This window comes from Variovorax glucosi (genome assembly GCF_051216695.1).
Taxonomy (GTDB): Bacteria; Pseudomonadota; Gammaproteobacteria; order Burkholderiales; family Burkholderiaceae_C; genus Variovorax.
The window spans coordinates 14,888-39,759 of the sequence record NZ_JBPJZE010000003.1; the positions used below are offsets into that span (position 1 = coordinate 14,888).

Annotated in this window: 26 protein-coding genes; 17 read left to right on the forward strand and 9 right to left on the reverse strand. The window is 65.6% G+C overall.

The window, feature by feature from the left end; translation table 11 throughout:
• Nucleotides 1-16: 16 nt before the first annotated feature.
• The 7 genes from ACSFA3_RS14815 to ACSFA3_RS14845 are packed head-to-tail and all read left to right on the forward strand — an operon-like array spanning nt 17 to nt 6,974.
• Nucleotides 17-874 carry an ABC transporter permease gene (locus ACSFA3_RS14815; RefSeq protein ID WP_435506250.1) on the forward strand — a complete coding sequence of 286 codons (858 nt, stop codon included), beginning with the start codon at nt 17-19 and terminating at the stop codon, nt 872-874.
• Nucleotides 867-1,742, forward strand: a complete 876-nt coding sequence (locus ACSFA3_RS14820; protein WP_435506251.1) for an ABC transporter permease — start codon at nt 867-869, stop codon at nt 1,740-1,742. Before ACSFA3_RS14815 ends, ACSFA3_RS14820 begins: the two co-directional genes overlap by 8 nt.
• On the forward strand, nt 1,739-3,271 hold the full coding sequence (locus ACSFA3_RS14825; RefSeq protein ID WP_435506252.1) for an amidohydrolase family protein: 1,533 nt from the start codon (nt 1,739-1,741) through the stop codon (nt 3,269-3,271). The genes ACSFA3_RS14820 and ACSFA3_RS14825 overlap by 4 nt, the downstream gene beginning before the upstream one ends.
• Nucleotides 3,268-4,197, forward strand: coding sequence for a polysaccharide deacetylase family protein (locus ACSFA3_RS14830; RefSeq protein WP_435506253.1), 930 nt, complete (start codon nt 3,268-3,270; stop codon nt 4,195-4,197). The genes ACSFA3_RS14825 and ACSFA3_RS14830 overlap by 4 nt, the downstream gene beginning before the upstream one ends.
• The gene (locus ACSFA3_RS14835; protein ID WP_435506254.1) at nt 4,194-5,603 is read left to right on the forward strand and encodes an amidase; all 1,410 of its coding nucleotides are present in this window, start codon (nt 4,194-4,196) and stop codon (nt 5,601-5,603) included. The genes ACSFA3_RS14830 and ACSFA3_RS14835 overlap by 4 nt, the downstream gene beginning before the upstream one ends.
• 21 nt (nt 5,604-5,624) lie before the next feature.
• Nucleotides 5,625-6,110, forward strand: coding sequence for a hypothetical protein (locus ACSFA3_RS14840; protein ID WP_435506255.1), 486 nt, complete (start codon nt 5,625-5,627; stop codon nt 6,108-6,110).
• An 18-nt stretch (nt 6,111-6,128) separates the two neighbouring features.
• Nucleotides 6,129-6,974: an NAD-dependent protein deacetylase gene (locus ACSFA3_RS14845; protein ID WP_435506901.1), complete on the forward strand. Its 846-nt coding sequence runs from the start codon at nt 6,129-6,131 to the stop codon at nt 6,972-6,974.
• A 36-nt stretch (nt 6,975-7,010) separates the two neighbouring features.
• On the opposite strand, the gene katE is transcribed toward ACSFA3_RS14845, so the two are convergent.
• Both katE and ACSFA3_RS14855 read right to left on the reverse strand, forming a co-directional pair.
• Nucleotides 7,011-9,185: a catalase HPII gene (katE, locus tag ACSFA3_RS14850; RefSeq protein WP_435506256.1), complete on the reverse strand. Its 2,175-nt coding sequence runs from the start codon at nt 9,183-9,185 to the stop codon at nt 7,011-7,013.
• Nucleotides 9,186-9,245: 60 nt separating this feature from the next.
• Nucleotides 9,246-9,392: a hypothetical protein gene (locus ACSFA3_RS14855; protein ID WP_435506257.1), complete on the reverse strand. Its 147-nt coding sequence runs from the start codon at nt 9,390-9,392 to the stop codon at nt 9,246-9,248.
• A gap of 291 nt (nt 9,393-9,683) precedes the next feature.
• On the opposite strand from ACSFA3_RS14855, the gene ACSFA3_RS14860 reads away from it, so the two are divergent.
• Nucleotides 9,684-10,502 (forward strand): transglutaminase-like domain-containing protein, encoded by an 819-nt coding sequence (locus tag ACSFA3_RS14860; RefSeq protein WP_435506258.1) that lies wholly within the window; start codon nt 9,684-9,686, stop codon nt 10,500-10,502.
• A gap of 17 nt (nt 10,503-10,519) precedes the next feature.
• Here the strand turns inward: ACSFA3_RS14860 and ligD are convergent, their stop codons facing one another.
• Genes ligD through ACSFA3_RS14875 form a run of 3 tightly spaced genes read right to left on the reverse strand, consistent with a single transcriptional unit; the run spans nt 10,520 to nt 15,134 of the window.
• Entirely contained in the window at nt 10,520-13,072 is a 2,553-nt protein-coding gene (ligD, locus tag ACSFA3_RS14865) for a DNA ligase D (RefSeq protein ID WP_435506259.1), read from the reverse strand.
• 22 nt (nt 13,073-13,094) lie between these two features.
• Nucleotides 13,095-14,042, reverse strand: a complete 948-nt coding sequence (ku, locus tag ACSFA3_RS14870; protein ID WP_435506260.1) for a non-homologous end joining protein Ku — start codon at nt 14,040-14,042, stop codon at nt 13,095-13,097.
• 60 nt (nt 14,043-14,102) lie between these two features.
• On the reverse strand, nt 14,103-15,134 hold the full coding sequence (locus ACSFA3_RS14875; RefSeq protein ID WP_435506261.1) for a M14 family metallopeptidase: 1,032 nt from the start codon (nt 15,132-15,134) through the stop codon (nt 14,103-14,105).
• 92 nt (nt 15,135-15,226) lie between these two features.
• Here ACSFA3_RS14875 and ACSFA3_RS14880 point away from each other — a divergent pair, with 92 nt between their 5' ends.
• Entirely contained in the window at nt 15,227-15,487 is a 261-nt protein-coding gene (locus tag ACSFA3_RS14880; protein WP_435506262.1) for a hypothetical protein, read from the forward strand.
• Here ACSFA3_RS14880 and ACSFA3_RS14885 read toward each other — a convergent pair.
• Entirely contained in the window at nt 15,477-16,184 is a 708-nt protein-coding gene (locus ACSFA3_RS14885; protein ID WP_435506263.1) for a hypothetical protein, read from the reverse strand. The genes ACSFA3_RS14880 and ACSFA3_RS14885 overlap by 11 nt on opposite strands.
• On the reverse strand, nt 16,168-16,860 hold the full coding sequence (gene rpe / locus ACSFA3_RS14890) for a ribulose-phosphate 3-epimerase (RefSeq protein WP_435506264.1): 693 nt from the start codon (nt 16,858-16,860) through the stop codon (nt 16,168-16,170). Before rpe ends, ACSFA3_RS14885 begins: the two co-directional genes overlap by 17 nt.
• 58 nt (nt 16,861-16,918) lie before the next feature.
• Here rpe and apaG point away from each other — a divergent pair, with 58 nt between their 5' ends.
• From apaG to ACSFA3_RS14930, 8 genes are read left to right on the forward strand one after another with little or no spacing between them, the layout of a single operon-like run.
• Nucleotides 16,919-17,320 (forward strand): Co2+/Mg2+ efflux protein ApaG, encoded by a 402-nt coding sequence (apaG, locus tag ACSFA3_RS14895; RefSeq protein ID WP_435506265.1) that lies wholly within the window; start codon nt 16,919-16,921, stop codon nt 17,318-17,320.
• A gap of 32 nt (nt 17,321-17,352) precedes the next feature.
• Nucleotides 17,353-19,335, forward strand: coding sequence for a site-specific recombinase (locus ACSFA3_RS14900; protein ID WP_435506266.1), 1,983 nt, complete (start codon nt 17,353-17,355; stop codon nt 19,333-19,335).
• Nucleotides 19,332-20,594, forward strand: a complete 1,263-nt coding sequence (locus tag ACSFA3_RS14905) for a cation:proton antiporter (protein ID WP_435506267.1) — start codon at nt 19,332-19,334, stop codon at nt 20,592-20,594. Before ACSFA3_RS14900 ends, ACSFA3_RS14905 begins: the two co-directional genes overlap by 4 nt.
• Before the next feature lie 59 nt (nt 20,595-20,653).
• Nucleotides 20,654-21,781 (forward strand): YbdK family carboxylate-amine ligase, encoded by a 1,128-nt coding sequence (locus ACSFA3_RS14910; protein WP_435506902.1) that lies wholly within the window; start codon nt 20,654-20,656, stop codon nt 21,779-21,781.
• Nucleotides 21,782-21,801: 20 nt separating this feature from the next.
• Nucleotides 21,802-22,779 (forward strand): thiamine-phosphate kinase, encoded by a 978-nt coding sequence (thiL, locus tag ACSFA3_RS14915; protein ID WP_435506903.1) that lies wholly within the window; start codon nt 21,802-21,804, stop codon nt 22,777-22,779.
• A 13-nt stretch (nt 22,780-22,792) separates the two neighbouring features.
• On the forward strand, nt 22,793-23,341 hold the full coding sequence (locus tag ACSFA3_RS14920) for a phosphatidylglycerophosphatase A family protein (RefSeq protein ID WP_435506268.1): 549 nt from the start codon (nt 22,793-22,795) through the stop codon (nt 23,339-23,341).
• Nucleotide 23,342: 1 nt separating this feature from the next.
• Nucleotides 23,343-23,873, forward strand: a complete 531-nt coding sequence (locus ACSFA3_RS14925) for a CinA family protein (RefSeq protein ID WP_435506269.1) — start codon at nt 23,343-23,345, stop codon at nt 23,871-23,873.
• A gap of 26 nt (nt 23,874-23,899) precedes the next feature.
• On the forward strand, nt 23,900-24,217 hold the full coding sequence (locus ACSFA3_RS14930; protein ID WP_435506270.1) for a GNAT family N-acetyltransferase: 318 nt from the start codon (nt 23,900-23,902) through the stop codon (nt 24,215-24,217).
• Nucleotides 24,218-24,248: 31 nt separating this feature from the next.
• Here the strand turns inward: ACSFA3_RS14930 and ACSFA3_RS14935 are convergent, their stop codons facing one another.
• A complete protein-coding gene (locus tag ACSFA3_RS14935; RefSeq protein ID WP_435506271.1) occupies nt 24,249-24,557 on the reverse strand; it encodes an addiction module antidote protein in 309 nt (102 codons plus the stop codon).
• Between the two features lie 13 nt (nt 24,558-24,570).
• Nucleotides 24,571-24,864 carry a type II toxin-antitoxin system RelE/ParE family toxin gene (locus ACSFA3_RS14940; RefSeq protein WP_435506272.1) on the reverse strand — a complete coding sequence of 98 codons (294 nt, stop codon included), beginning with the start codon at nt 24,862-24,864 and terminating at the stop codon, nt 24,571-24,573.
• Nucleotides 24,865-24,872 lie beyond the last annotated feature (8 nt).

Genomic DNA, 24,872 nt, shown 5'->3' on the forward strand with positions numbered 1-24,872 from the left:
ACGCGAACTGAACGCCATGGCATCGAAAACCAACGCATCGGTCACCTCGCCGCTGCCGCTGAGCCTGCCGCTCGGCGTCTTCTTCGTCTTCTTCGTGTTGCTGCCGATGCTGCTGCTGGCCTGGGTCAGCCTGCACGACGACACCGGGATGACGCGCTTCGGCTTCGGCCAGTACGTCAAGTTCCTGGGCGACGGCTTCAACATGGGCGTGCTGGGCAACACGCTGTGGCTGGGGCTGGAGGTCACGGTGCTGACCATCGTCATCGGCCTGCCGCTGGCCTTTCTCTACACGCAGGTGCCCGCACGCTGGCAGGGGCCGCTGATGCTGGTCATCGTGCTGCCGCTGCTCACGAGTTCGGTCGTGCGCACCTTCGCCTGGGTCGTGATCCTCGGGCGCCAGGGGATCATCAACACTGCGCTGCTCGACATCGGCCTCATCGCCGACCCGCTCAAGCTGCTCTACACGCCGGGCGCGGTTGCCGTTGCGCTGGCGCAGATCGAGCTGCCGCTGATGGTGCTGCCGCTCATCACCGCACTCACGAACATCGACCCCAACCTGCGCCAGGCATCGCTGGCCCTCGGTGCCGGTCACTGGCGGACGTTCTGGCAGGTGACGCTGCCGCTGTCGGTGCCGGGGCTGCTCGCGGGTTCGCTGCTGGTGTTCGCATCCAGCGTGAGCGCCTTCGTCACGCAGACGCTGGTCGGCGGCGGTCAGCAGATGTTCATGCCTTACTACATGTACCAGCAGGCCATCCAGGCCAACAACTATCCGTTCGCTGCCGCCATCGCCATGCTGCTGCTGGTGTGCGTGCTGCTCGTCGTCGTCGCCATCAATGCGCTCGGACGGCGCAGCAAGGGGTTCGTGCATGGCTGAAGGACTCATTCCCGGCGCCGTGCTGACGCGGCCGGCGCACCATGCGCGCGCCGCCGAATCGCTGCGCGGCGCGCTGGAGCGCTGCTCGTTCTGGGGCGTGATCGGCTTGCTGGGCGCGATCGCCGCCGTGCTGCTGATGGCGCCGACCGTGGTCGTGCTGATCACCTCCTTAACCAGCGGCTACTCGCTGAAGTTTCCGCCGCCGGGCTATTCGGCGCGCTGGTATTCGGCGTTGTGGAACGACTCGCCCGAGCTGATCGAGGCCTTCGTGCTGTCGCTCAAGCTCGCGACCATCGCCACCGGCGTATCGATCGTGCTCGCCGTGGCGGCCGCGCTGGCGCTGGCGCGGCGGCGCGAAGCGTGGGCACGCGTCTTCGAATCGGTGCTGCTGTCGCCGCTGATGCTGCCGGCGCTCGCCATCGGCCTGTCGCTGCTGATGCTTTTCAACCTGGCGGGCACCGGCCTTTCGTTCTGGACGCTGGTGATCGGCCACACCGCGATCACCACGCCCTACATCCTGCGCACCACCTCGGCCAGCCTGATGCAGATGGACGCCAGCCTGCTGGAAAGCGCGCATTCGCTCGGCGCGTCGCCGCTGTACGTGTTCCGCACCGTGACGCTACCGCTGATTTCGCGCGGAATCGCAGCCGGCGCCTTCATCGGCTTCATGTATTCATTCGACAACGTCGCCGTGTCGCTGTTCCTGTCGGATGCACGCAGCGAAGTTTTGCCGATCCGCATGTGGCACATCATCGAATCGAGCCTCGACGTGCGCGCCGCGGCCGTGTCGGGCGTGCTGATCGCGGCGACGCTGGTGATGATGGTCGTGATGGAGCGCGTGGCCGGCATATCGAGGCATTTCAAATGACCCTGAAGACACGAAAACGCACCTTGCTTCGCAACGTCCGCGCCCTGCTCGGCGACGAGCTGAGCTACGACGATCAGCCGCGCGACGTGCTGATCGAGGCCGACCGCATCGCCGCCATCGCGCCGGGCGGTTCGCTGGCCGATGCCGACGTCACGGTCGACCTGTCGCGGCATCTGCTGGTGCCGGGCCTGGTCAACGGCCACCAGCATTCGCACGAGCACTTCCAGCGCGGCCGCACCGAGAACCTGCCGCTGGAACTCTGGATGCATCTGGTGCGCACCCGCACGCCGGTCGCGCTGACGCCGCGACAGGTGTATCTGCGCACGATGATCGGCGCGATCGAATCGCTGCGCACCGGCTGTACCACGATGGTCGACGACACCGCACTCGGCGGCGCCATCGACCGCGAGCGCATCGACGCCGCGCTGCAGGCCTACGACGATGCCGGCATCCGCGCGCTGGTCGGCTTCGCGATGCTCGACAAACCGATCGTCGACAACTTCCCCTTCGTCGAAAAACACTTCCCGCCAGCGCTCGCCGCCGAGTTGCGCGCCGCCGCACGACCCGCGGCGCAGGACTGCCTCGACCTCGTGCGCGATCTGGCGCGCGACCGCCATCCGCAATCGAATCGCGTCGGCGTGCTGGTCTCGGCATCGGCGCCTCAGCGCTGCACCGAGCCCTTCCTGCTTGCCGTGCGCGCGCTGGCCGACGAACTGGCGCTGCCGGTCATCACGCATGTGCAGGAGACGCGGTTGCAGGTCATTACCGGGCAGCTGTTCTACGGCTGCCCGATCGTCGAATACCTCGACCGCATCGGCTTCCTGAAGCCGGCGACCAGCCTGATTCACGCCGCATGGCTCAACCCGCGCGAGATCGACGCACTGGCCCGCACCGGCGCCACCGCGCAGCACAACCCGTGGAGCAACCTGCTGCTCGGCTCCGGCGTGCAGCCGGTGCGAGAGCTGCTCGATGCCGGCGTCAACGTGAGCCTTGGGTCCGACGGATCGTGCTCGACGGTCACGGTGAACATGCTCAACGTGCTGGGCAGCGCAGCCGCCGTGTCGAAGATTCGCGGCGACGACCACCGGCGCTGGCTTTCGGCGCACGAGGCGCTGCAGGCGGGAACGCTGGCCGGCGGACGGGCGCTGGGCTTCGGCGAATCGCTCGGCTCCTTGCGCGTGGGCGCCATCGCCGACCTGGTCGCCTACCGCACCGACACAGTGACCTTCACGCCGATGAACGATCCGGTGCGCCAGCTGGTCTATGCCGAGCGCGGCGCGGGCCTCGATTTCTCGATGGTCGCCGGCGAGATCGCCATCGAGGGCGGCGTGCTGACGCGCGTCGACGAAGCGGCACTGCTGCGCGAGATAGAGAACGAATTCGAATCGCTGCGCCCGCAGTACGCGAAGGCCGAGGCCGAGATGACGCCGGTGCTCGAGGCGGTCGAGGAGATTCACAGGGAAGCGCTGGCCATGCCGGTGGCGCCCGATACCTACAACGCGCGGTTGAATCCGTCGATGAGCGCATGACCCGCGATTTCGCCGGCTACCTCGCCCACGGCGGCGCCTATCCATCGCTGCGCTGGCCCGGCGGCGCGGGCCTTGCGGTGTCCTTCGTGCTCAACATCGAGGAAGGCGCCGAGTTCGCCATCAGCGCCGGAGACGCGCGCAATGAGGGCCGCCACGAGGTCAATCACGAGATCGTCGGCGTGCCCGATCTCTGCATGGAAAGCCAGTTCGAGTACGGCGCCCGCGTCGGTTATTGGCGCATCACGCGGATGCTGATGGCCGCCAGCATGCCGCTCACGCTCAACGCCTGCGCCCGCGCGCTGGAAACCACGCCGTGGGTCGCGACCGATGCGGCAGCGCAGGGCTTCGAGATCTGTTGCCACGGCTGGCGCTGGGAATCGCATGCGGGCATGGACGAGGCCGAGGAGCGCGCGACCATCGCGCGCTGCGTCGAGACCGTCCGCCGCCTTTACGGCCGTGCGCCGGTCGGCTGGCACACCAAGTCGTCGGCGTCGGTCCACACGCGGCGCCTGCTGGCCGAGCACGGTGGCTTTCTCTACGACAGCGATGCCTACAACGACGACCTGCCGTACTACACCGAGGTCGCAGGACGACCGCATCTGGTGCTGCCCTACGCCTTCGACACCAACGACATGCGCTTCTTCGACAGCTTCACCTACGTGCGCGGCAGCGACTTCGCCGACTATGCGATCGACGCCTTCGATTGCCTGCTGGCCGAATCGCAAGGCGCCGACGACGCGCCGCGGATGATGTCGATCGGCCTGCACACCCGCATCATCGGCCGGCCGGGACGCATCGGCGGTCTCGCGAAACTGCTGGCGTACATCCGCCAGAAGGACGGCGTCTGGTGCGCGACGCGCGAGCAGATCGCGCGGCACTGGCTGGCGAACGTGCCGCCGAAAAAGACGTCGAGAGGGACGCCATGAACGACGCCGCACTGCACACCCTGAGCGCCCGCGAACTCGCAGCGCGCGTCTCGGCGGGCGCGCCGAGTGCAGTCGAGGTCGCGCGCCATTTCATCGAACGCGTCGAGCGCTTGAACCCTGCACTGAACGCCATCGTGCAGTTCGATCCCCGACTCGTGCTCGAAGAAGCCGCATCGGTAGACCGCCGTATCGCAGCCGGCGAATCGCTGCCGATGGCCGGCGTGCCGATCACCGTCAAGGACAACCTGTGGGTCGAAGGGCGGCGCATCACGCAGGGCTCGCTGCTGTTCGAGGATTTCATCGCCCCGCGCGACGCCTGGGCCGTGGCGCGATTGCGCGAGCGCGGCGCTTTCGTGCTCGGCATCACCAACTGCTCGGAATTCGCCTGCAAGGGCGTCACCACCAATCTGATCTACGGCGCGACGCGGCATCCGCTGGACCACGCGCTGACGCCCGGCGGATCTTCCGGCGGCGCGGTGTCGGCGCTGGCTTCGGGCCTCGGCCTGCTGGCGCTCGGCACCGACGCCGGCGGCTCGACCCGGCGGCCGGCCGCGCATTGCGGCCTGGTCGGCCTCAAGCCGAGTCCCGGGCTGATTCCGCATCCGTGGGGCTTCGCCGAGCCGAACTTCGGCTTGTCGGTGATCGGCCTGATGGCGCGCGACGTCGGCGACTGCGCATGGCTCTACGACCAGCTGATCGCCTATGACGCGAACGATCCGGCCGGCGTGCCGATCGCGGTCGGTCTGGAAGTCGGTTCTGCGATCGATGCCGCACCGGAACGCGATCTGCGCATCGCCTGGAGCCCGCAGCTCGGTTGCGACCTGGCCATCGACGACGACGTGCGGGCGGCGCTACAGAAGCAGGTCGATGAGCTGCGCGCCGACGGCTGGAACATCGTCGACGCCGACCCCGACTGGCCCGAAGGCACGCGCGAATATCCGCTGATCGTGCTGCAGCAGGCCGGCCTGCATGCGCTCTACGGCGACCGCCTCGACACGGAGCGCGACCGTATCGACCCGGTGCTGGTGGCGCAGGTCGAAGGCGGCGCGGCCGTGACGCCGGCCGATGTCGCGCGTGCGTTGCGGCTCAAGCAGCGCATCGTCGGCAGCCTCGCGCGCTTCTTCGATTCATACGATCTGCTGCTGTGCCCGACGACGCCCGTCACCGCCTGGCCCATCGACCAGCTCGGCCCTGCCGTCATCGGCGGCAAGCCGGCCGGCCCGCGCGGGCACGCGGCGTTCACGCCGCTGTTCAACTACTGCGGCGTGCCGGCCTGCTCGGTACCGGCGGGCACGGTGCGCGGGCTGCCGGTCGGGTTGCAGATCGTCGGCCCATGTTTCGAGGATGCGCGGGTGATGGCCTTTGCCGCACAGGTGGAACGCCTGTCGTCGGACGAAGCGCGCTGAAGGCTGGCACAAAATCGGTCGATGGCCACTCTCGACAAACTCCAGATTCCGATCCCCAACGCCGACGGCAGCTTCAGCGCGCTGAAGCCCAAACCGGCGATCCCGCCCGGACCGACGGCCGCAGAGCTGTCCCTGAAGGAAGCGGAAGCCCGTCATGAGGCGATGACCGAGCAACTCGATGCCCTCAATGAAATCCTGGCCAAGCCGCTGAGCGAAATCCTGGCCGAGCGCGACCGCTTCAAGGAAGCGTCTGCGGCATGGGACGCTTTCGGTGCGCAATGGATGCTGTCGCAGCGGGCGATGAAGCGTGTCGCGCTGGATCTCGGTGCTGCGCAGGGAATCGGCGAGGAAGAAATCGTCAAGCGCGCATTGGTGCTGGCGAACGAGGTGCTCAACGGCGAGAACGCTGGCGGCCCGAACGGCGAAGACCTCGGCGGCACCATCGCCGAAGCGCAGCTGGCGCACATCGCGCGCCACCGGCCGTTTCTGCGTCGGCAGTTCAGGTAAGGCGGTCGGATCATGGTCATGTCGCAGGACACCGTGGCGCTCGAAGCAGTTGCCTCACTCTCCGATTTCGTTGCACGACATCCCCGCCTTTTCGTGCTCGGCGGCGCCGGCTGCAGTACCGATTCGGGCATTCCCGATTACCGCGACGTGGACGGCGAGTGGAAACGCCCTTCCCCGGTCACCTTCCAGGCCTTCACCGGCGACGAATTCACGCGCAAGCGCTATTGGGCGCGCAGCCTGGTCGGATGGCCGACGATGGCGCATGCCCGGCCCGGTGCCGCGCATCGCGCGCTGGCAGAACTGGAAAGTCTCGGCCATGTCGAACTGCTGCTGACGCAGAACGTCGACGGACTGCATGAAGCGGCCGGAAGCCGCAATACCGTCGACCTGCACGGCCGCATCGACACGGTGCGCTGCCTCGGCTGCGAAGCGCGCACACCGCGCGCCGACCTGCAGGTCGAGCTGCGGCGCCGCAATCCGCTGTTCGCCGAACTCGAAGCCGGCGTTGCGCCCGATGGCGATGCCGATCTCGAAGGCCGCGACTTCGACAGCTTCGACGTACCCGACTGCCCGATCTGCGGCGGCATGCTGAAGCCGGACGTGGTTTTTTTCGGAGAAAGCGTGCCGCGCGAGCGTGTTGCCGCGGCGAATGCGGCGCTGGCGGCTGCAGACGCCATGCTGGTCGTCGGCTCGTCGCTGATGGTGTATTCAGGATTCCGCTTCGTTCAGGCGGCAGCCAAAGTCGCCAAGCCGGTCGCAGCGATCAACCTGGGCCGCACCCGTGCGGACGACCTCTTCACGCTGAAAGTGGCGCAACCTGTCGGCGAAACGCTCGCCGGACTGGTTGCGCAACTCGCCCGCTGATCGGACCGGGCGAGTCGATCCGGCAGATCAGGCAGATCAGGCTGGGATGGCGTCGATGCCGGCGCGGTCCCAATGGCGGTGCTTCGCGATGGCGGCGACGAAGTCGGCGGCGATCTGCAATGCTGCCGTGTTGTCGCCGAGATTGGTGACCGGCGTCTTTGCAACCACCAGTCCCGCCGCTGCAGGCTCGTCGCCAAGTTGCAGCGCGCGCAACAGACCGATGCCTTCGCCGACGGTGCAGATCGCCTTGCAATGCTTGAAGGCTTCCATCACGTAATGCACCGCATCGCCGTTTTGCGACATCGCGGCGACACCGTCTTTGCCCGCCGGAACCAGTACAGCGTCGAACATGACCGAAGGCATCGCAGCAAAAGTCGCATCGACTTCGATCTGGCGCTTCGACGCGCTGGCGACCGTACCCAGGCGTGAACCGATGACCTTGCAGGTTGCGCCAGCCGCCTCGAGCGCTTCGCGTATCGGTTTGAGCGATGCGGAATCGACACCGTCGGCCACCAGGATCGCGATCTTGCGGGTCTTGATCGAACCATCGCCGGTGTCGGCCATGCTCAAGGCGCGAGACTCCTCGATCGACGACGTGATGCGGTGATCGCGAAAACCGGGCCGGCCGGCGGCCGCGCGCGCGTCCGGCGCGCCGATGCCGAGCGGCTCGGCCACACGGCGGGCTAGCTTCTCGTCGACATGCGCGAGGTTGTCGACCATGCGCTGACGGATCGCCGGGACTTCCAGCTTCGACAGCTCGAAGCGGAAGGCCGCGACGATATGGTCCTTCTCGGCCGAACTCTGGCTGTTGAAGAACAGACGCGCCTGCGTGAAGTGGTCGTCGAAGGACGCACTGCGGCGCCGCACCTTGGGCGATTCGATTTCTTCCGGATAGGACTGGAAGCCGGCGCTGGCACCGTCGATCCGGTATTCCGCGCCATTGCCCAGCGTGTTCGGTTCGTACGCCACCTGTCCGCGCGCAATCGACTGGCGATGCATGCCGTCGCGCTGGAAGTTGTGGAACGGGCAGACCGCCCTGTTGATCGGCAACTCATGAAAGTTGGCGCCGCCGAGCCGGGAGATCTGCGTATCGGTGTATGAGAACAACCGCCCCTGCAGCAGCGGATCGTTCGAGAAATCGATGCCCGGCACGACGTGGCCGGGGTGGAAGGCAACCTGCTCGGTCTCGGCGAAGAAGTTGTCGGGGTTGCGGTCCAGCACCATGCGGCCGATCTTCTGCACCGGCACCAGTTCTTCGGGGATCAGCTTGGTCGGATCGAGCAGGTCGAAACCGAGCGAATGTTCCTTGTCGGCGGGAATCATCTGCACGCCGAGTTCCCATTCGGGAAAGTCGCCGTTCTCGATGGCTTCCCAGAGATCGCGGCGGTGGAAGTCGGCGTCCTTGCCGGCAATCTTCTGCGCTTCGTCCCAGACCAGCCCGTGGACGCCGAGCTTCGGCTTCCAGTGGAACTTGACGAAGTGCGCTTCGCCACGTGCATTGACGAAACGGAAGGTGTGGACGCCGAAGCCTTCCATCATCCGGTAGCTGCGCGGGATGGCACGATCGCTCATGGCCCACATCAGCATGTGCGTCGATTCGGGCATCAGGGAGACGAAGTCCCAGAACGTGTCGTGTGCGCTGGCAGCCTGCGGAATCGCATGATGCGGCTCAGGCTTGACGGCATGGATCAGGTCCGGAAACTTCATCGCGTCCTGGATGAAGAACACCGGTACGTTGTTGCCGACGAGATCGTAATTGCCTTGCTGCGTGTAGAACTTGACGGCGAATCCGCGCACATCGCGCACGGTGTCTGCGGAACCCCGCTCGCCGGCAACCGTCGAGAAACGCACGAAAACGGGCGTCTTCTGGGCCGGATCCTGCAAGAAGTCGGCAGAGGTGAACTGCGACATCGACTTGTAGACCTGGAAGTAGCCGTGCGCCGCAGAGCCGCGCGCGTGCACGGCACGTTCCGGAATGCGTTCGTGGTCGAAATGCGTGATCTTCTCGCGCAGGATGAAATCTTCGAGCAGCGTCGGACCGCGAACACCGGCCTTGAGCGAGTTGTGGTTGTCGGGGATCTGCAACCCCTGATTGGTCGTCAGCAGCGAGACGGTATCGCCGGTGAAGCCAGCCAGTTGAAGTTGCTTGGCATTAGGTCCGTCCCCGGCCTTCGGGCGGCGGCCTGCAGCCGCCCTGTTACGTGGCGTCATTCAAAATCCTTATTGTTCTATCGTCGTCGGGGCATCGGCATATTGCGACGCCACGGGGAATCAACCAGCTTCGGCATCCAGAAACATGTCCAGCGCATTCACCAGTGCCACCAGTCCGACCGTCCCGGCGACGGCCGCGACGATCCAGACCAGCGCATCATCTACCCAGGCTCCGGCGAAGAAAGTGAGCAGCGCAGGAAATTCCATGGTCGTCTCCGGGAACGGAAGAGGTTGGGAAAGCAATAGAAGAGCGTAAGTGTCCAATCGATGGGATGCCGTAGTGACCGCGCACCATGCAACGTAGGTCGGACGACGCGAAAACGGTAGGAAGCGGACGCGCATCGACTCAGACCTACGCAATCTCGAGACAAGACCGCGGCAACAGATGACAACCAGCGAATAGGATTGGAACGTGATCTCGGCACGCCTTGTGCTAGCTGCACAACTGCCCATTCACCGTTTACTGCCCACTTTTCCACCTCCAACGAGGCGCCGCACATGCTTATCAAAATCGGCTACGACATCGAACTTGGCGTCAGCGCCCCCACCGCACTGATCTACATGCTGCAGGTTCATCCTTCCCGTGCCGGTGACGTCACGGTCGGCGAGAACATCACCATCAGCCCGCCCCTGCGTACCGATCACTATCAGGACAGCTTTGGCAACATGTGCGCCCGTGTCGACGTGCCGTACGGCGTGAACAGCGTCCGCCTGCGCAACGAAGCGGTTGTGTACGACAGTGGCTGGCCCGATCCGGTCGACTACGGCGCCGTGGCCCATGCACCCGCCGATCTGCCGGTAGAAACACTGCCTTTCGTGCTGCCGAGCCGTTATTGCGAAGTCGACAGCGAATTGCTCGCCTTCGCCTGGAACCAGTTCGGCGGCATTGCGCCGGGCTGGCACCGCGTCCAGGCGATCGTCGACTTCGTCCACAACCACCTGCGTTTCGATTACCAGCAGGCGCGTGCCACCCGCACGGCGCTCGAGGGTTATCGGGAACGCGTCGGCGTCTGCCGCGACTTCACACACCTGGCGATCACGCTGTGCCGCTGCATGAACATCCCGGCGCGCTACGTGACCGGTTATCTGGGCGACATCGGCATTCCGGCCGTGCCGTACCCGATGGACTTCAGCGCCTGGTTCGAGGTCTACCTCGGCGACCGCTGGCACACTTTCGATGCGCGCCACAACACGCCGCGCATCGGCCGAATTGTGATCGCACGCGGCCGCGACGCCGCAGACGTGCCGATAACCATGGTCTTCGGCAACCATTCGCTGCTGCGCTTCGAAGTGACGACCGACGAAGTCATCGGCTGACGTTCGCGCCGGCTTGCTCAGGAATTGGTGAAACCGATCTTCTTCATCGGTCTCGCCAGCCCCTGACGCCCCATCTCCCAGTCGGCCCAGGGTGCGTTGCCCACCGACAGGCGATCCAGGGCAGTGCCCATGCGCCAGTGGGCACCGCTCCCGAGTTCGGGAAGTTCGTCCCACGTCACGGGAACCGACACGCCCAGTCCCGGACGCGAGCGAACCGACCAAGCGCTGGCCGTCGTCGCGCCGAATCCGTTGCGCAAATAGTCGACGAACACCTTGCCGACCCGATTCCTGGGGCCGCTTTTCGCGACGAAGCGTTCGGGAATCGTCGTTGCGAGATGCATGACCAGCGCCTGCGAAAACGACTTGACCGCCTCCCAGTCGTAGTGCCGGCGGATCGGTACGACCACGTGCAGCCCCTTGCCCCCGCTGGTCTTCAGAAAACCTGTCAGGCCGACTTCCTGAAGCAGCGTGCGAACCAGTAGTGCCGCCTCCTGGACATGCGCCCAATCGACGCCTTCGCCGGGGTCGAGGTCGAAAGTCATGCGGTCCGGCCGGTCGATGGCGCTTGCCGTCGCGTTCCAGGTATGCAGTTCGATCACATTCATCTGCGCCGCGGACGCCAGCCCCTGGGCGGAGTCGATTTCCAGCAGCGGTTCGTGATCTGGATCGAGCGACGGGTCAAGCAGCCGCACACCCGGCATGTCGTTGCCCTTGGCATGCTTCTGGAAGAACAGTTCGCCACTCACGCCGTCCGGCGCGCGCACAAGCGAAACCGGACGTCCCTTCAGATGCGGCAGGATGGTTTCGGCCACCTGCTGGTAGTAGGCGAACAGGTCGCCCTTCGTGGCGCCGCTTTCGGGATCGATGACACGGTCGGGGTTGCTGACTTTGACGGCGTTGCTGCGATGCATGGCTGGCTTCGAGGATCTGGATGGACGCACGGTCGGCTCGCTCGCGGGTCGTTCCCGCACGATCTGTTTTGCAGGCTTGTCGCTGCGCAGCCCTCGAAACACGCCATGCCGGATGCGCCCTTCGCGGGTCCATCCTGCGAATGCGACTTCCGCGATCAGTTGCGGCCTGACCCACTGCGCCTTCACGCCCGTCGGCACACCCGACGCGCCGAACGGCGAACGATCGGTTGAAAGCTTGTCGAGTCGCGTCTTGACGTCAGCCAGCATCGCGCCGTCGAAACCGGTGCCGACATTGCCGCAATAGACGAGTTCGCCGCTCTTTCTGCCGTCGGGGTAGACGCCAAGCAACAGCGCGCCGAAGCCGGCCCGCGACCCTTTCGGCGCGGTGAATCCGCCGATGACGAATTCCTGTCGCTGCTGCGTCTTGAGCTTGATCCAGTCGGGCGACCGGCGCGCGCTGTAAGCCGAGCCCTTCCGCTTGCCGATCAGTCCCTCGAAGCCCAGCGACGCCACCGACGTCAGCAAATCGCGTGGTGGTGCGTCGAACGCCTCGCTGAAGCGCAACCTCGGTGCCTCGTCGTCGCCCAGAAATGGTGCGAGCCTAGCGCGACGCTCCTCGACCGGAAACTCGCGCAGATCCTCGCCGTTCAGAAACAGCAGATCGAAGACCCAGTACACGATGGCGCCCGTCGAACGATGGTCGAAAGCGTTCTGCAACGCCTGGAAATCGGGCGCGCTGCGCTCGTCGTGCACAACGATCTCGCCGTCGAGCCAGGCAGATCGCACCCCAAGTCGCGACAGTGCGATTTCGAGTTCCGGCAGTTTCGCCGTCCAATCGTGGCCGTTGCGTGTGTAGCAGCGCACCTTGCCGTCGTCGATGCGGGTGAGCAGGCGGTAGCCATCGAACTTGAGTTCCCAGAGCCAATCGGTGGCTTCGTCCGGCGGTTCGGCGGCGAGCGTGGCGAGTTGGGGTGAAAGCGTCTCCGGAAGCGAGCTTAGGGTTTTCTTCCCGGCTTTGGATTCGGGTTTGGCTTCAGGTTTTGCTTTGGGCTTTGGCTTGCGGGCACCGTTCGGCCTGCCGAGCACGCTGTCCGGCAGCGCTTCGAGCACGTCGTAGTCATCGATGCCCCGCGCCTCGCCGTCGTGCTCCTTGATCAACAGCCACGGCGCCTGCTTTTCGCCTTTTCCACGCATCCGCACCAGCGTCCAGTGGCCTTGCAGCTTTTCGCCGCGAAGTTCGAATTTCAGCTTGCCTTCGACCAGCGCCTTGCGGGTTGCGGCAATGTCGCCGTCAGGGCGCCACTCGCCCCGGTCCCAGACGATCACGGTCCCGGCACCGTACTGTTTCGGCGGAATCGTCCCTTCGAAACTGCCGTACGAAACGGGATGGTCTTCCACTTCGACCGCCATGCGCTTGACCGCCGGATCGAGACACGGCCCCTTCGGCACCGCCCAGCTTTTCAGCGTGCCGTCCAGTTCGAGCCGGAAGTCGTAGTGCAGGTGGCTGGCGTGGTGCTTCTGGACGACGAACGAAAGCCCTTCGCTCGACTTCGCATCCTTATTCCCTGCCGGATGCGGATCGTGCGGATCGTGCGGCTCGGGCGTCTTCGTGAAATCCCGCTTGCGGCGATAGGCGGCAAGCGCTTCATGAGCGGTCATGACGATGAGCCCGGCACCGCGCTCAGGCCGCGCGACGCTTCGGTGCGGACTTCGGTACGGATTTCGCGGCGGTTGATGCCGTCTTCGCGCGCTTCGCGGGTGCAGCGGCCTTTTTCTTCCGGGCGGGCGCAGTGGCGTCGCCGGACTTGTCGCCCTTCCTGAGACTCCGCTGCAGCAATTCGGTCAGATCGATGATCTTCGCCCCGCCGGTCGAATCCTCGTCGGCCTTCTCCAGCGGTGCCACCGCCTCGGTGTCGCCCGCCTCCACCTTGCGGTCGACCAATCGCATGATCTCGTCCTTGAAGGAATCCTTGAACTCGTCCGGATTCCATTCGGAACTCATGTCCGCCACCAGATCGGCGGCCATCTTGAGTTCCTTCTCCGACAGCCCCGCCGCCTTGGCGCCTTCGGCCGGCAGCGGCAGGTCTTTCCACGAACGGATGTCGGCGCCCCAGCGCAGCAGGTTGAGAACCAGCCCCGGACCGCTGGGCACCAGTACAGCGAGATGCTGCTTGGTCTGGATCACCACCCGCGCCACGCCGACGCGACCGGTGCGCTGCAACGTCTCTCGCAGCAATGCATAGACCTTGGCGCCCTTGTTGATTGGCGCGACGTAATACGGACGCTCCAGATACACGAAAGGAATGCCGTCGGCCGGAACGAAAGTCTCGATCTCGATCGTCTGCGTCGTCTTCGGGTACGCAGAGGAAATCTCCGCATCGCTGAGCACCACGTACTGGCCGTCTTCGTACTCGATGCCCTTGACGATCTGCTCTTTCGCGATGTCCTTGCCGGTCTTCTTGTTGATGCGCTTGTAGCCGACCGGGTCCATGGTCCGCTTGTCGAGCCAGTCGAAATCGATGCCGTGGTCGGATGTGGCCGAATAGAGCGCGATCGGGATGTGCACCAGGCCGAAGCTGATGGCGCCTTTCCAGAGGACGCGCGGCGTGGGGGACGGGTTGTTGGGCATGGGTTTTCTCCGATGTCGTCAAGCTAATCCCGTCCCGTCGCGACGACTGTAGGAACGCGGCTAGACCTTCCGAACCTCGGCCGGTGCAGCGAGATCGCGCTCGCTCGCCACCGCGAAGTAGAACCACTCGGTGCCGAGAATGGCGGTCGCGTTCGGGAACACCAGAAATCCGTCGTGTTCGGCATGCAGCATCGTGCCGTCCGCTCGCGTGCCGATCGGCTCTCCCTTCGACACCGGATCGAACGTCGCCCATTCGCGGACGAATCGGTCGCCCTCGTCCAGCCGGTCGACCACGCTCACCAGACGGAGCAACGACGGATGCACGGGTGGCGGCGTGCCGTCGGGCGTCTCGACCATCCCGAGCAGTCGCAGCGCGGCATGGATCGCACGGTACGCCACGTCGGGCGCGGCCGGATCGCGGTGCTGGCCGCATTCAAGTGTGACGCCGTAGCCGCCGCGGCTGCGCATGTACTCGTTCGTGCCCCAGCCGAAAGCCAGCGCGGCGCTGTCGGCCGCGACCGCGACACCGCCGGCGCGCTGCGCAAGGCTGGCGGCGTAGATGTCGAGCCAGCCTTCGACCACGCGCGACGTGCCGATGTGCAGCGCGAGCAGACCTTCTTCGGCGGCGCGCGAGAACGGTTCGAGCGGGCCCGGGTTGTCGCGCGGGCCGATCATCGCGAAGGCATCGCCCTGGCTGGTGAACGAATGCAGGTCGAGCAACACGTCGTGCCGGTCGAGCAACGGACACAGCAGGTTGGTGACGCGGTCTTCGTAGTCGACCGGGGATTCAGTGGGGCGGAAGGTGCGGTTGAGGTTGCGCTCGCCTTCGCGCTGCTTCAGGTGGCGCGCCAGCGGATTGGCCACCGGCACCATCGTCAGCTGACCGCACAGCAGCCGCAGCGCGCCGCTGTCGATTTCAGCCAGCACGCGCTCGATGGCGACGGTGCCGCAGGTTTCGTCGCCATGGACGCCGCCGAGCACGATCAGCCGCGGGCCGGGCTCGACGGCCGCGAAGCCGTGGACGCGCAAGGTGTTCGCGAGGGCCGGATCGCGCGGGTTTCGAAGGCCGGTGGAGGTAGGTATCGAGGACATCGCCGACGATCCTACATTCAGCGGCTGGGCGGTCCTACCGGGCTCGAACGTGTCAGCGTCGAGAACCAGAAAACAACTGAAAAGGAGACACCATGGCTACAGAAAAAACCAGGCGCGATGCCGTCGAACCGGCCAACGATGGCGACGACGGCAGGACCAAAGTCGAACAGCAAGGCCAAACCGCGCCCAACCTGCCGCACGAGCGCGATCAGTCGTCGGAAAGTCAGAAGAATCCCGGCGACGAGGCGACCGAAGTCGGGAAGCAGGCATTCAAGGATGTTGAGAGCGGCGCCGTCGACACCGATCGCGCGCCGGTGACCGACAAGGTTTACAACGAGAAGCTCAAAGCATGAATTCCAGACCGTGGACAAGCTCTGCGGCAATTTGCAGGTCCCAGATCGGATTGTTTCTGTCGACCGGCCTGCCGTCGAGCCAGAAGTAGGGAGGCTGGCCAGGCGAAGAGTTGGCCATCATCCTGAATACCGGCAGTTGCAGTTGCTCGGAATTGACGGCAGCGATCGTCATCGACCCATCGAGTCCCTTGGTTGCCACCCACCTGAGGCCAAGAGGGGCGTTCAGACTTGCCAAAGTCTCCAAAGAAGGGAATGAGAGCAGTTGCCGGCCAGTTGGGGCGCCCTGCGTCTTGACCAGCGCCGACCAACCGCATGCTTCCAGCTTCTGCCAGGCGGCTTGATTTGGATTGATCTGCCCGCTGATTTGAGTTGCAGAACGGACAAAGGCTGGCGTTCTCCAGGAAGGTCGCAGTGCATATCTGCTTTCGGAGCCCGGTGGTGGAGCAAGCTGTTGCGCCTGCTGAGCCTGGCGAGCTTCTTCAAGCTGATTCGCCCAAGCAGCCATCGAATACGCCCGGGAAATATTTTCCACGGACATGGGAGGTATGAACATGACAGGTGCCTTTTCAAGAAGATGAACCGAGCCGCAGGTCTGCGGCGTCGGCATCGTCTTGGCAGGCAAGCGGGCATCGGCTAGGAATATTCCTAAAGCAGTTTCACTGCTGTCGCTTGCTAAAAGCTCAAGCGTCCATGGCAAGTTGTGCGCGCATGTCCGAAATCACGGCGGCGTAATCGGGCTTGCCGAAAATCGCACTCCCCGCCACGAAGGTGTCCGCACCCGCCGCCGCAACGCGCGCGATGTTGTCGCCCTTGATGCCGCCGTCGACTTCCAGACGGATGTCGCGGCCCGACTGGTCGATGCGCTTGCGGGCAAGCTCGATCTTCCGCAGTGCCGAATCGATGAAGCTCTGGCCGCCGAAGCCCGGGTTGACGCTCATGATCAGGATCAGATCGATGTCGTCGATGGCCCAGTCCAGCGCCTCCAGCCCGGCGCCCGGGTTGAACACCAGGCCAGGCTTGCAGCCGGCCGCGCGGATCGCCTGGATGCTGCGGTGCACGTGCGGCGATGCGTCGGGATGGAAGCTGATGTAGTCGGCGCCGGCCTTGGCGAAGGCGGCGGCGAGCGCGTCGACCGGCTGGATCATCAGGTGCACGTCGATCGGCACCGGCGTGCCGTCGGGCTTCTTCGCATGCGGCTTGAGCGCCTGGCAGACCATCGGGCCGAAGCTGAGGTTGGGTACGTAATGGTTGTCCATCACGTCGAAATGGATCCAGTCGGCCCCGGCTGCAATCACGTCCGTCACTTCGGCGCCCAGGCGCGCGAAGTCGGCGGAGAGGATCGAGGGGGCGATGCGGTAGTTGGTGCTGCTCATGTCCGAGATTGTCGCAGTGCGGAGTTATTGCCAACTATGTCCGGGTTACCATGCCGTGATGTCCCAGAGCCCCTTGCGCATACAGGTAGAGCCCCGCTACCTCCCCGACCAGTCTTCCCACGCGCAGCAGGTCTACACGTTCGCGTACACCATCACGGTGACCAACATCGGCCAGGTTGCTGCGCAGCTGATCGCGCGGCACTGGCTGATCGAAGACGCCTCGGGCCACACGCAGGAAGTCAAGGGCCTGGGCGTGATCGGAAAACAGCCACTGCTCGCGCCGGGCGATTCGTTCCGCTATACCAGCGGCTGCCGGCTGCACGCCGCCAGCGGCAGCATGCACGGCAGTTTCTTCGTCGTCGACGAACACGGCGGACGCTTCGACGTGCCGGTGCCGTTGTTCGTGCTCGAAGCCGATGCCGGCGGCGCACAGTCGTCGTCCGCGCGCGTCCTGCACTAGATCTGCGCGGTTTTCCGCCTCCCATTCCCACAATGAGCGCCGCGAGCGATCTGTCGACCCTGCTCGCCCGTCTCGATCCGGCTGCGGGCGTGGCCGAGCGCCACATCTGGCTGATCGAACTGTTCGACTGGCTGCGCGGCGAACGCGGCACCAGAGCGTCACCGCGCTCGCCGGCCGCAGTGGCGGCCCGGATGACGCTGCTGCTCGACGCGATCGAATCCCGCCCCGAACTGCGGACCCGTGCCCATGAATGGTGGGCGGTTTTCATCCGCACGGTCGACATCACCGCGCTGCTGGCCGACTACGGTTTCGCGTCGCGCACCGCCTTCCTGAGCGAGCTGAGCGAACGCCTGCGCCGCAAGATCCTGCCCGGCACGCCCGAAACCACCGAGGCGTCCGACCTGTTCCGCATGGTGCTGCCGAGCGATTTCGATGCGCGCTGGATCGTCCTGCTCGACGAAGCGACGCTGGCCCGCATCGGTGCGCTGATCGTCGACACACCGCCCGACGAAGCCCCGCTCTGGCGCCACACCGTGATGGACGCCGTCACCTACTGCACCAGCCAGGTCGTCGCGGCCGGTTTTTCACCGGAGTTGCGGCTGCGGATGTCACCCACCGTCGAAGGCCGCGCCTTCCACGCGCTGATGGCGGATCTCGACCGCCTGCGCGAGGCCATGTTCCGGCTGCCGTGCGACGACGACGCCGTGCAGGCCGCTTTCCTGGTGTTCCGCAGCCGGCTCGACACCTGCCGGCTGGCGACAGCTTCCGTCTATGCGCATCTCGAAGACAACGGCATCTCGGTCGGTCTGGTGTTCCGTCTGCGCCAGCTGCGCGAACGCGTGCTGCGCATCCGCGAACTGCTCGACTGCCTGATGTCGCCGGTGCCCGGTCCGAGCGTGGCCCGGCTGATCGGCAAGCTGGTGACGGCCGGCGGCGAGCGCAGCAGCATCCGCGCGCTGATCGCCACCAATTCGTCGATGCTAGCGGCCAAGGTCACCGAGCGCAGCGCCGAAGCCGGCGAGCACTACATCACCCGCGACCGCGCGGCCTATTTCCGGATGCTCAAGCAGGCGGCAGGCGGTGGCGCGCTGACCACGATCACCGTGCTGATGAAGTTCGCGATCCTCGGCATCGGCCTGACCGCGTTCTGGGGCGGCTTCTGGGCCGGCGCGATGTATGCGGCCAGCTTCGTCGCGATCCAGCTGCTGCACCTGACGCTTGCGACCAAGCAGCCGGCAATGACCGCGCCCGCGATGGCCGCGCGCCTGCACAACATCAAGGCCGCCGGCGCGGTCGAGGTCTTCGTCGACGAGGTGGCGAACCTGGTGCGCTCGCAGGTGGCGGCGGTGATCGGCAATGTCGGCGTGGTGGTGCCGGTGATGGTCGGCATCTGCGTGCTGGCCGGTCTGGCGCTCGGGCATCCGCTGCTCGATGCGGCGCATGCCGACAAGACGCTGCAATCGCTCTCGCTCGCCGGCCCGACGCTGATCCACGCCGCCTTCACCGGCCTGCTGCTGTTCGCGGCCAGCATCGTCGCCGGCTGGACCGAGAACGCCTTCGTGCTGCACCGGCTGGATTCGGCCATGCGCTACAACCCGCGCATCGGCAAGGTGCTCGGCACCGCACGTGCCCGCCGCTGGGCGGACTTCATGCGCACGCACATCTCCGGCTTCGCATCGAACATTTCGCTCGGCTTCATGCTCGGTCTGGCGCCGGCTTTCCTGTCGTTCTTCGGCATCGGACTCGACGTTCGGCACGTCACGCTGTCGGCCGGACAGGTCGCAGCTGCCGCCGCGTCGATCGGCTTGCCGGTGCTGCACCAGCCTGCGTTATGGTGGGCGGTGGCTGCGATCCCGCTGATCGGCGCCATGAACGTGAGCGTCAGCTTCTATTTCGCCTTCCGGCTCGCCCTTCGCGCGCACAGCGTGAGCCGCTTCGACCGCGCCCGCATCCGTGCGGCGCTTCGTGCGCGCTGGCGCAAGAAAGCAATCAGTTTTTTCCTTCCGGTCCGATGACATCCTTCCTTCCCGCCGATCTGCTGGGTTTCTGGTCCGAATGGGTTCGCCCGTCGGCCGGCCTGCCGACGGTACTGTGGTCGCTGCTGCTGGCGGTGGCTGCGGCTTCGGGACACCTGGTGCAGCGCTACATGGGCATGCCGAAGGTGGTCGGCTATTCGATGGTCGGCACGGTGGTGGGACTTGCCGGTTTCGAGGGCGCGCTGTGGCCGCTTCAGGGCATTCCGCTGTTCCTGCTGGAACTCGGCGTCGCGATCGTGCTGTTCGAGGCCGGCGGACGGCTGCCGCTGCGCTGGTTCCGCCACAACCCGCGGGTGCTGCTGCAGAGCCTGCTCGAATCCGCGCTGACGTATTTCGGCGTCTTCTGGACGCTGCACTGGCTCGGCGTACCCGACCCGGTCGCCAACCCGATCGCGCTGATGGCCATCGTCGCCTCGCCCGCCGTGCTCAGCCGCGTGATCATGGACACCCGTGCCTCCGGCCCGGTGACAGAGCGCGCCATGACGCTCGCCACCCTCAACACCTTCTATGCACTGGCGCTCGGCTACGCGCAGGCCGGTCTGCTCGAACGCGGACCTGCGGGCCTGATGACCAAGCTGTATCCGGTGCTGGTGGTGCTGGGACTGTCTTTCGTGGTCGGCGCGGTGATGGCACTGGCGCTGCGCTCGGCACTGCGGGTGATGAGCCCGACCAGCGAGAACACGTCGATCCTGCTGCTCGCCATCATCGGCGCCGGTGCCGCGCTGGCAGCGCATTTCGGCGGCTCGGCCGCGCTGGCGGCGCTGATCGGCGGCATTCTGCTCAAGCAGCTCAACCCGCGTCCATGGGCCTGGTCGCGGCAGCTCGGCACCGCCGCCTCGCTGCTGACGATGCTGATGTTCGTGCTGGTCTCGATCGTCGCGGCGCAGGGCGACTGGAGCCTGCCGGTCGCGGGCACGGTGCTGGCGCTGATCGGCGTGCGCGCGGTCGCGAAGATCGCCGGCGTCGCCATCGCCAATCCCGGCAGCGGCGCGAGCTGGAAACAGGCGTTCTGGGTCGGCTGCACGATGGCGCCGCTGTCGTCGATCGCGCTGCTGATCGCATCCAACTTCGCCACCGCTTCTCCGCTGCTCGGCGCCATGATCACGCAGATCGCGCTGCCGACGATCCTGCTGATGGAAATCCTCGGCGCGGTGCTTGCGACTGTGGCGATCCACCTGTCAGGCGAAAGCTCCCGGCCTTGGACGCCCGAAGCGTTCCTGGACACGACGTCGTCATGAGCACCGAGCCCCTCGATTCCCCGCACGCGCGACCGCTGCCGGCACGGGACGACCGTGTGGTGTCGCTGGAACCGTTCCGCAATTCCGAGGCGCTGTCGCTCGGCGTCGAACTCGAGCTGCAGCTCGTCAACACCCACGACTACGACCTCGCGCCTTACGCCGAAGACATGCTGCGCCTCATGGCGGACATCAAGCTGCCCGGCAGCGTGGTGCCGGAGATGACGTCCAGCATGATCGAGATCTCGACCGACATCTGCCATTCGGCGCAGGACGTGATCGAGCAGCTGACGCCGATCCGCGACGCGCTGGTCAGGAGCGCCGACAAGCTCAACATCGCCGTGCTCGGCGGCGGCACGCATGCGTTCCAGCAATGGCACGAGCAACGCATCTACGACAAGCCGCGCTTCCGGCAGCTGTCGGAGCTGTACGGCTATCTGTCGAAGCAGTTCACGATCTTCGGCCAGCACGTTCACATCGGCTGCCCCGACGCCGACGCTGCCTTGCTGATGCTGCACCGCATGTCGCGCTACATACCGCATTTCATCGCGCTGTCGGCCTCGTCGCCGTACGTGCAGGGGCAGGACACGCAGTTCGATTCGGCGCGGCTCAATTCGGTATTCGCGTTTCCGCTGTCGGGCCGCGCGCCGTTCACGCTCAGCTGGGACGAATTCGGCAACTACTTCGAGCGCATGACCCGCACCGGCGTGGTCCGCAGCATGAAGGACTTCTATTGGGACATCCGCCCCAAGCCCGAGTTCGGCACCATCGAGATCCGCGTCTTCGACACGCCGCTGACCGTCGAGCGCGCCGCCGCGCTGGCCGGCTACGTGCAGTCGCTCGGCGCCTGGTTCCTGCAGGAGCAACCCTTCACGCCGACGGAAGACGACTATCTCGTCTACACCTACAACCGCTTCCAGGCCTGCCGTTTCGGGCTGGACGCGGTGTATGTCGACCCTGCGACCGGCGACCACATGCCGCTGCGCGAGCACATCCTCATGACGATGACGCAGCTCGAGTGGCACAGCGAGGCACTCAACGCCACGCGCTCCATCGCGCAGTTGCGCACCGATGTGGAGGCCGGCCAAAACGACGCTCGCTGGCTGCGAGAGAAGCAATCGAAGGAAAAGCTGCTGGCCGAAGTGGTGCGGCAGGCGGCGCTGCGGTTTCGGGCCGGCGCACCGAACTGAAGGAGAGAAATCCAATGTCGATAGGCGAATTCGACCTGATCGCGCGCTATTTCACGCGGCCCGCCATCGCGCGCCAGACGCCGGGCCGCGTCGCGCTCGGTGTCGGCGACGACTGTGCGCTGTTGCAGCCTTCACCAGGCATGCAGCTGGCGATCTCGACCGACATGCTGGTCGAGGGACGGCATTTCCTGTCGACGGTCGATCCGGCCCGGCTCGGCCACAAGGCGCTGGCCGTGAACCTGAGCGACCTCGCGGCCTGCGGCGCGAGGCCGATGGCTTTCACGCTGTCGCTGTCGCTTCCGTCCGTCGACGAAGCGTGGCTGGAAGGCTTTTCGCGCGGCATGTTCGCGCTGGCCGACGAACACGGCTGCGAACTGGTCGGCGGTGACACCACACGCGGACCGCTCAACATCAGCATCACCGTTTTCGGCGAAGTGCCGCCCGGTTCTGCGCTGCTGCGGTCGGGCGCCAAAGTCGGCGACGATCTTTGGGTCAGCGGGACGCTGGGCGACGCGCGGCTGGCGCTGGAGGTTTTTCGCGGCACGTTGTCGCTGCCGGCTGAAGCTTTTGCGATCGCGCGGGCTCGGATGGAAACGCCGTCCCCGCGTGTCGCGCTCGGGCAGGCACTGCGCGGCGTTGCCAGCGCTGCCGCCGACGTGAGCGACGGGTTGCTGGGCGACCTGTCGCACATCCTGCGGGCCAGCGGCGTCGGCGCGCGGGTGGATGCGGATGCGGCGGTCGGGCGGATCGCGCTGCGCGCCGAGCCGTCGCTCGACATCGACATGCTGCGGCTCTGCGCGCTTTCGGGCGGCGACGACTACGAACTCGTCTTCACCGCGCCTGCCTCGGCATGCGAAGCTGTCGAGCGCGCCGGCCGTGACAGCAATACCGTGGTCGCGCGCATCGGCCGGATCGAAGCCGAATCCGGCCTGCGCATCGTCGATGCTGGAGGCTCCGCGCTTGAACAGCGCTTCACATCCTTCGACCATTTCGGCTGACATCCGTCGGAGAATGCGCGACTTGAACTCCCCCTCCGCTCCCAAATTTCGTCCGACGATGCGCTTCATGCTGTCGCATCCTGCGCACCCGATCGCGCTCGGCTTCGGCTCCGGCCTCTCGCCTTTCGCGCCCGGCACAGTCGGCACGCTCTGGGGCTGGGCGGCATTCCTGGTGCTGCAGATCTGGCTGTCGCCGGCCGCCATCGGCTGGGTGATCCTGGCGTCGCTGCCGGTCGGATGGTGGGCCTGCACGGTGACGGCACGAAACATGGGCATCGCCGATCCGGGCAGCATCGTCTGGGACGAGATCGTCGCTTTCTGGATCATTCTTTGGCTGATCGCGCCGGCCGGCCTGCTGGGCCAGACCGTCGCCTTCGCGCTGTTCCGCTACTTCGACGCCGCAAAACCCGGACCGGTGGCCTGGGCCGATTCGCTTTTCAAGCAACGCGACGCCGCGCCGGCCTCGATGCGCTGGACAGCGGCGGGTTTCGGCATCATCTTCGACGACCTGGTGGCCGCGTTCTGCGCGCTGCTGGTGATCGCGCTCTGGCGCGCCTACTAATATGAACAGCTCACTTTTCCCCATCGCGACCGCACCCGCCGAGCCCGACGAAACGCCCGCGCTGGTCGTGCAACTGGCCGAAGTGCTTCTAAAACGCGGCGCCATGCTCGCCACCGCCGAAAGCTGCACCGGCGGCCTGATCGCTGGCGCCTGCACCGATCTGGCCGGTTCCAGCGCCTGGTTCGATCGCGGCTTCGTCACTTATTCGAATGAGGCAAAGGTCGATCTGCTTGGCGTCGATGCAGCGCTGATCGCCACGCACGGCGCCGTCAGCGAACCGGTCGCGCGCGCGATGGCCGAAGGCGCGATCGTGCGGTCGAACGGACGGGCACAGGTGTCGGTGGCGGTGACCGGCGTCGCCGGCCCGACAGGCGGATCGGCGGAGAAGCCGGTCGGCACCGTGTGGTTCGGCTGGTCGGTCGACGGCGTGGTGCGCACCGAACGCCGTCGCTTCGAGGGCGACCGCGCCGCTTTGCGCGAAGCCACAGTGCGTTATGCGTTGCAGACGTTGCTGATGCATCTCGGCGCTTGAATCGAAATCCGACAGGAGCTACCGCCATGACCGAACCGCTCGACATCCAGATCACCGACAACCCAACGCAGCACCGATACGAAGCTATGCTCGGCGGCGAACTTGCCGGCTACTGCGAATACAACCTGCTGACCGACGCCATCATGTTCACGCACACCGAGGTGCTGCCGGCTTTCGAGGGTAAGGGCGTCGGGTCGGCGCTGGCGAAGCACGTGCTCGACAAGGCACGCAGCGACGGCAAGCATGTGATTCCGGTCTGCCAGTTCATTGCGGCGTACATCCGCAAGCACCGGGACTATGCGGATCTGGTGCGGGTGGATGTGCAGCGGGCTTTCAAAATTTGAGTGGTCAGTGCACTCGGTGTACTGCGTACAGTCAGCGATGAATAGGCTGCGCTACCAGACGCACCCCTAGTGCGGTGCAGACGCGGCTGACCGTATCGAAACGCGGGGCACTGTCGGGTCGCAAAGCCTTGTACAAAGCCTCACGGGTGATGCCAGCGGATTTGGCGATCTCCGTCATGCCGCGTGCGCGAGCGATGTCGCCTAGGGCTGACGCCAAAAGGGCAGCGTCGTTCGCTTCCAGAATGTCAGTCAGGTAGGCAGCGATGCTCACTTCGCTGTCGAGATACGGTGCCGCGTCGAAACCGGGTAGATCGTCTGTCTTGATTCGTTGCTTGCTCATGTCGTTCGTCCTTTCAGTCCAGCAATGCTGCGAGCGTCTTTGCACGCTCGATATCACGTTTTTGCGAGCGCTTTGAACCGCCTCCCAGCAACACAATGACCTGCAAGCCGCGCTGTGAGAAGTACACGCGCCAGCCCGCTCCGATGTGTATACGAAGTTCCGAGACACCGTCGCCAACCGACTCCACGTCGCCCAAAAGCCCGCGTTCCAGTCGCTTGATCCTTGCAACCACAACACCACGCAAGGTCGCATTTGCAAGCTCGTCGAGCCATGCCGTGAACTCCGGGAGCGCCTTGATCGTGAACATGCGTTCAT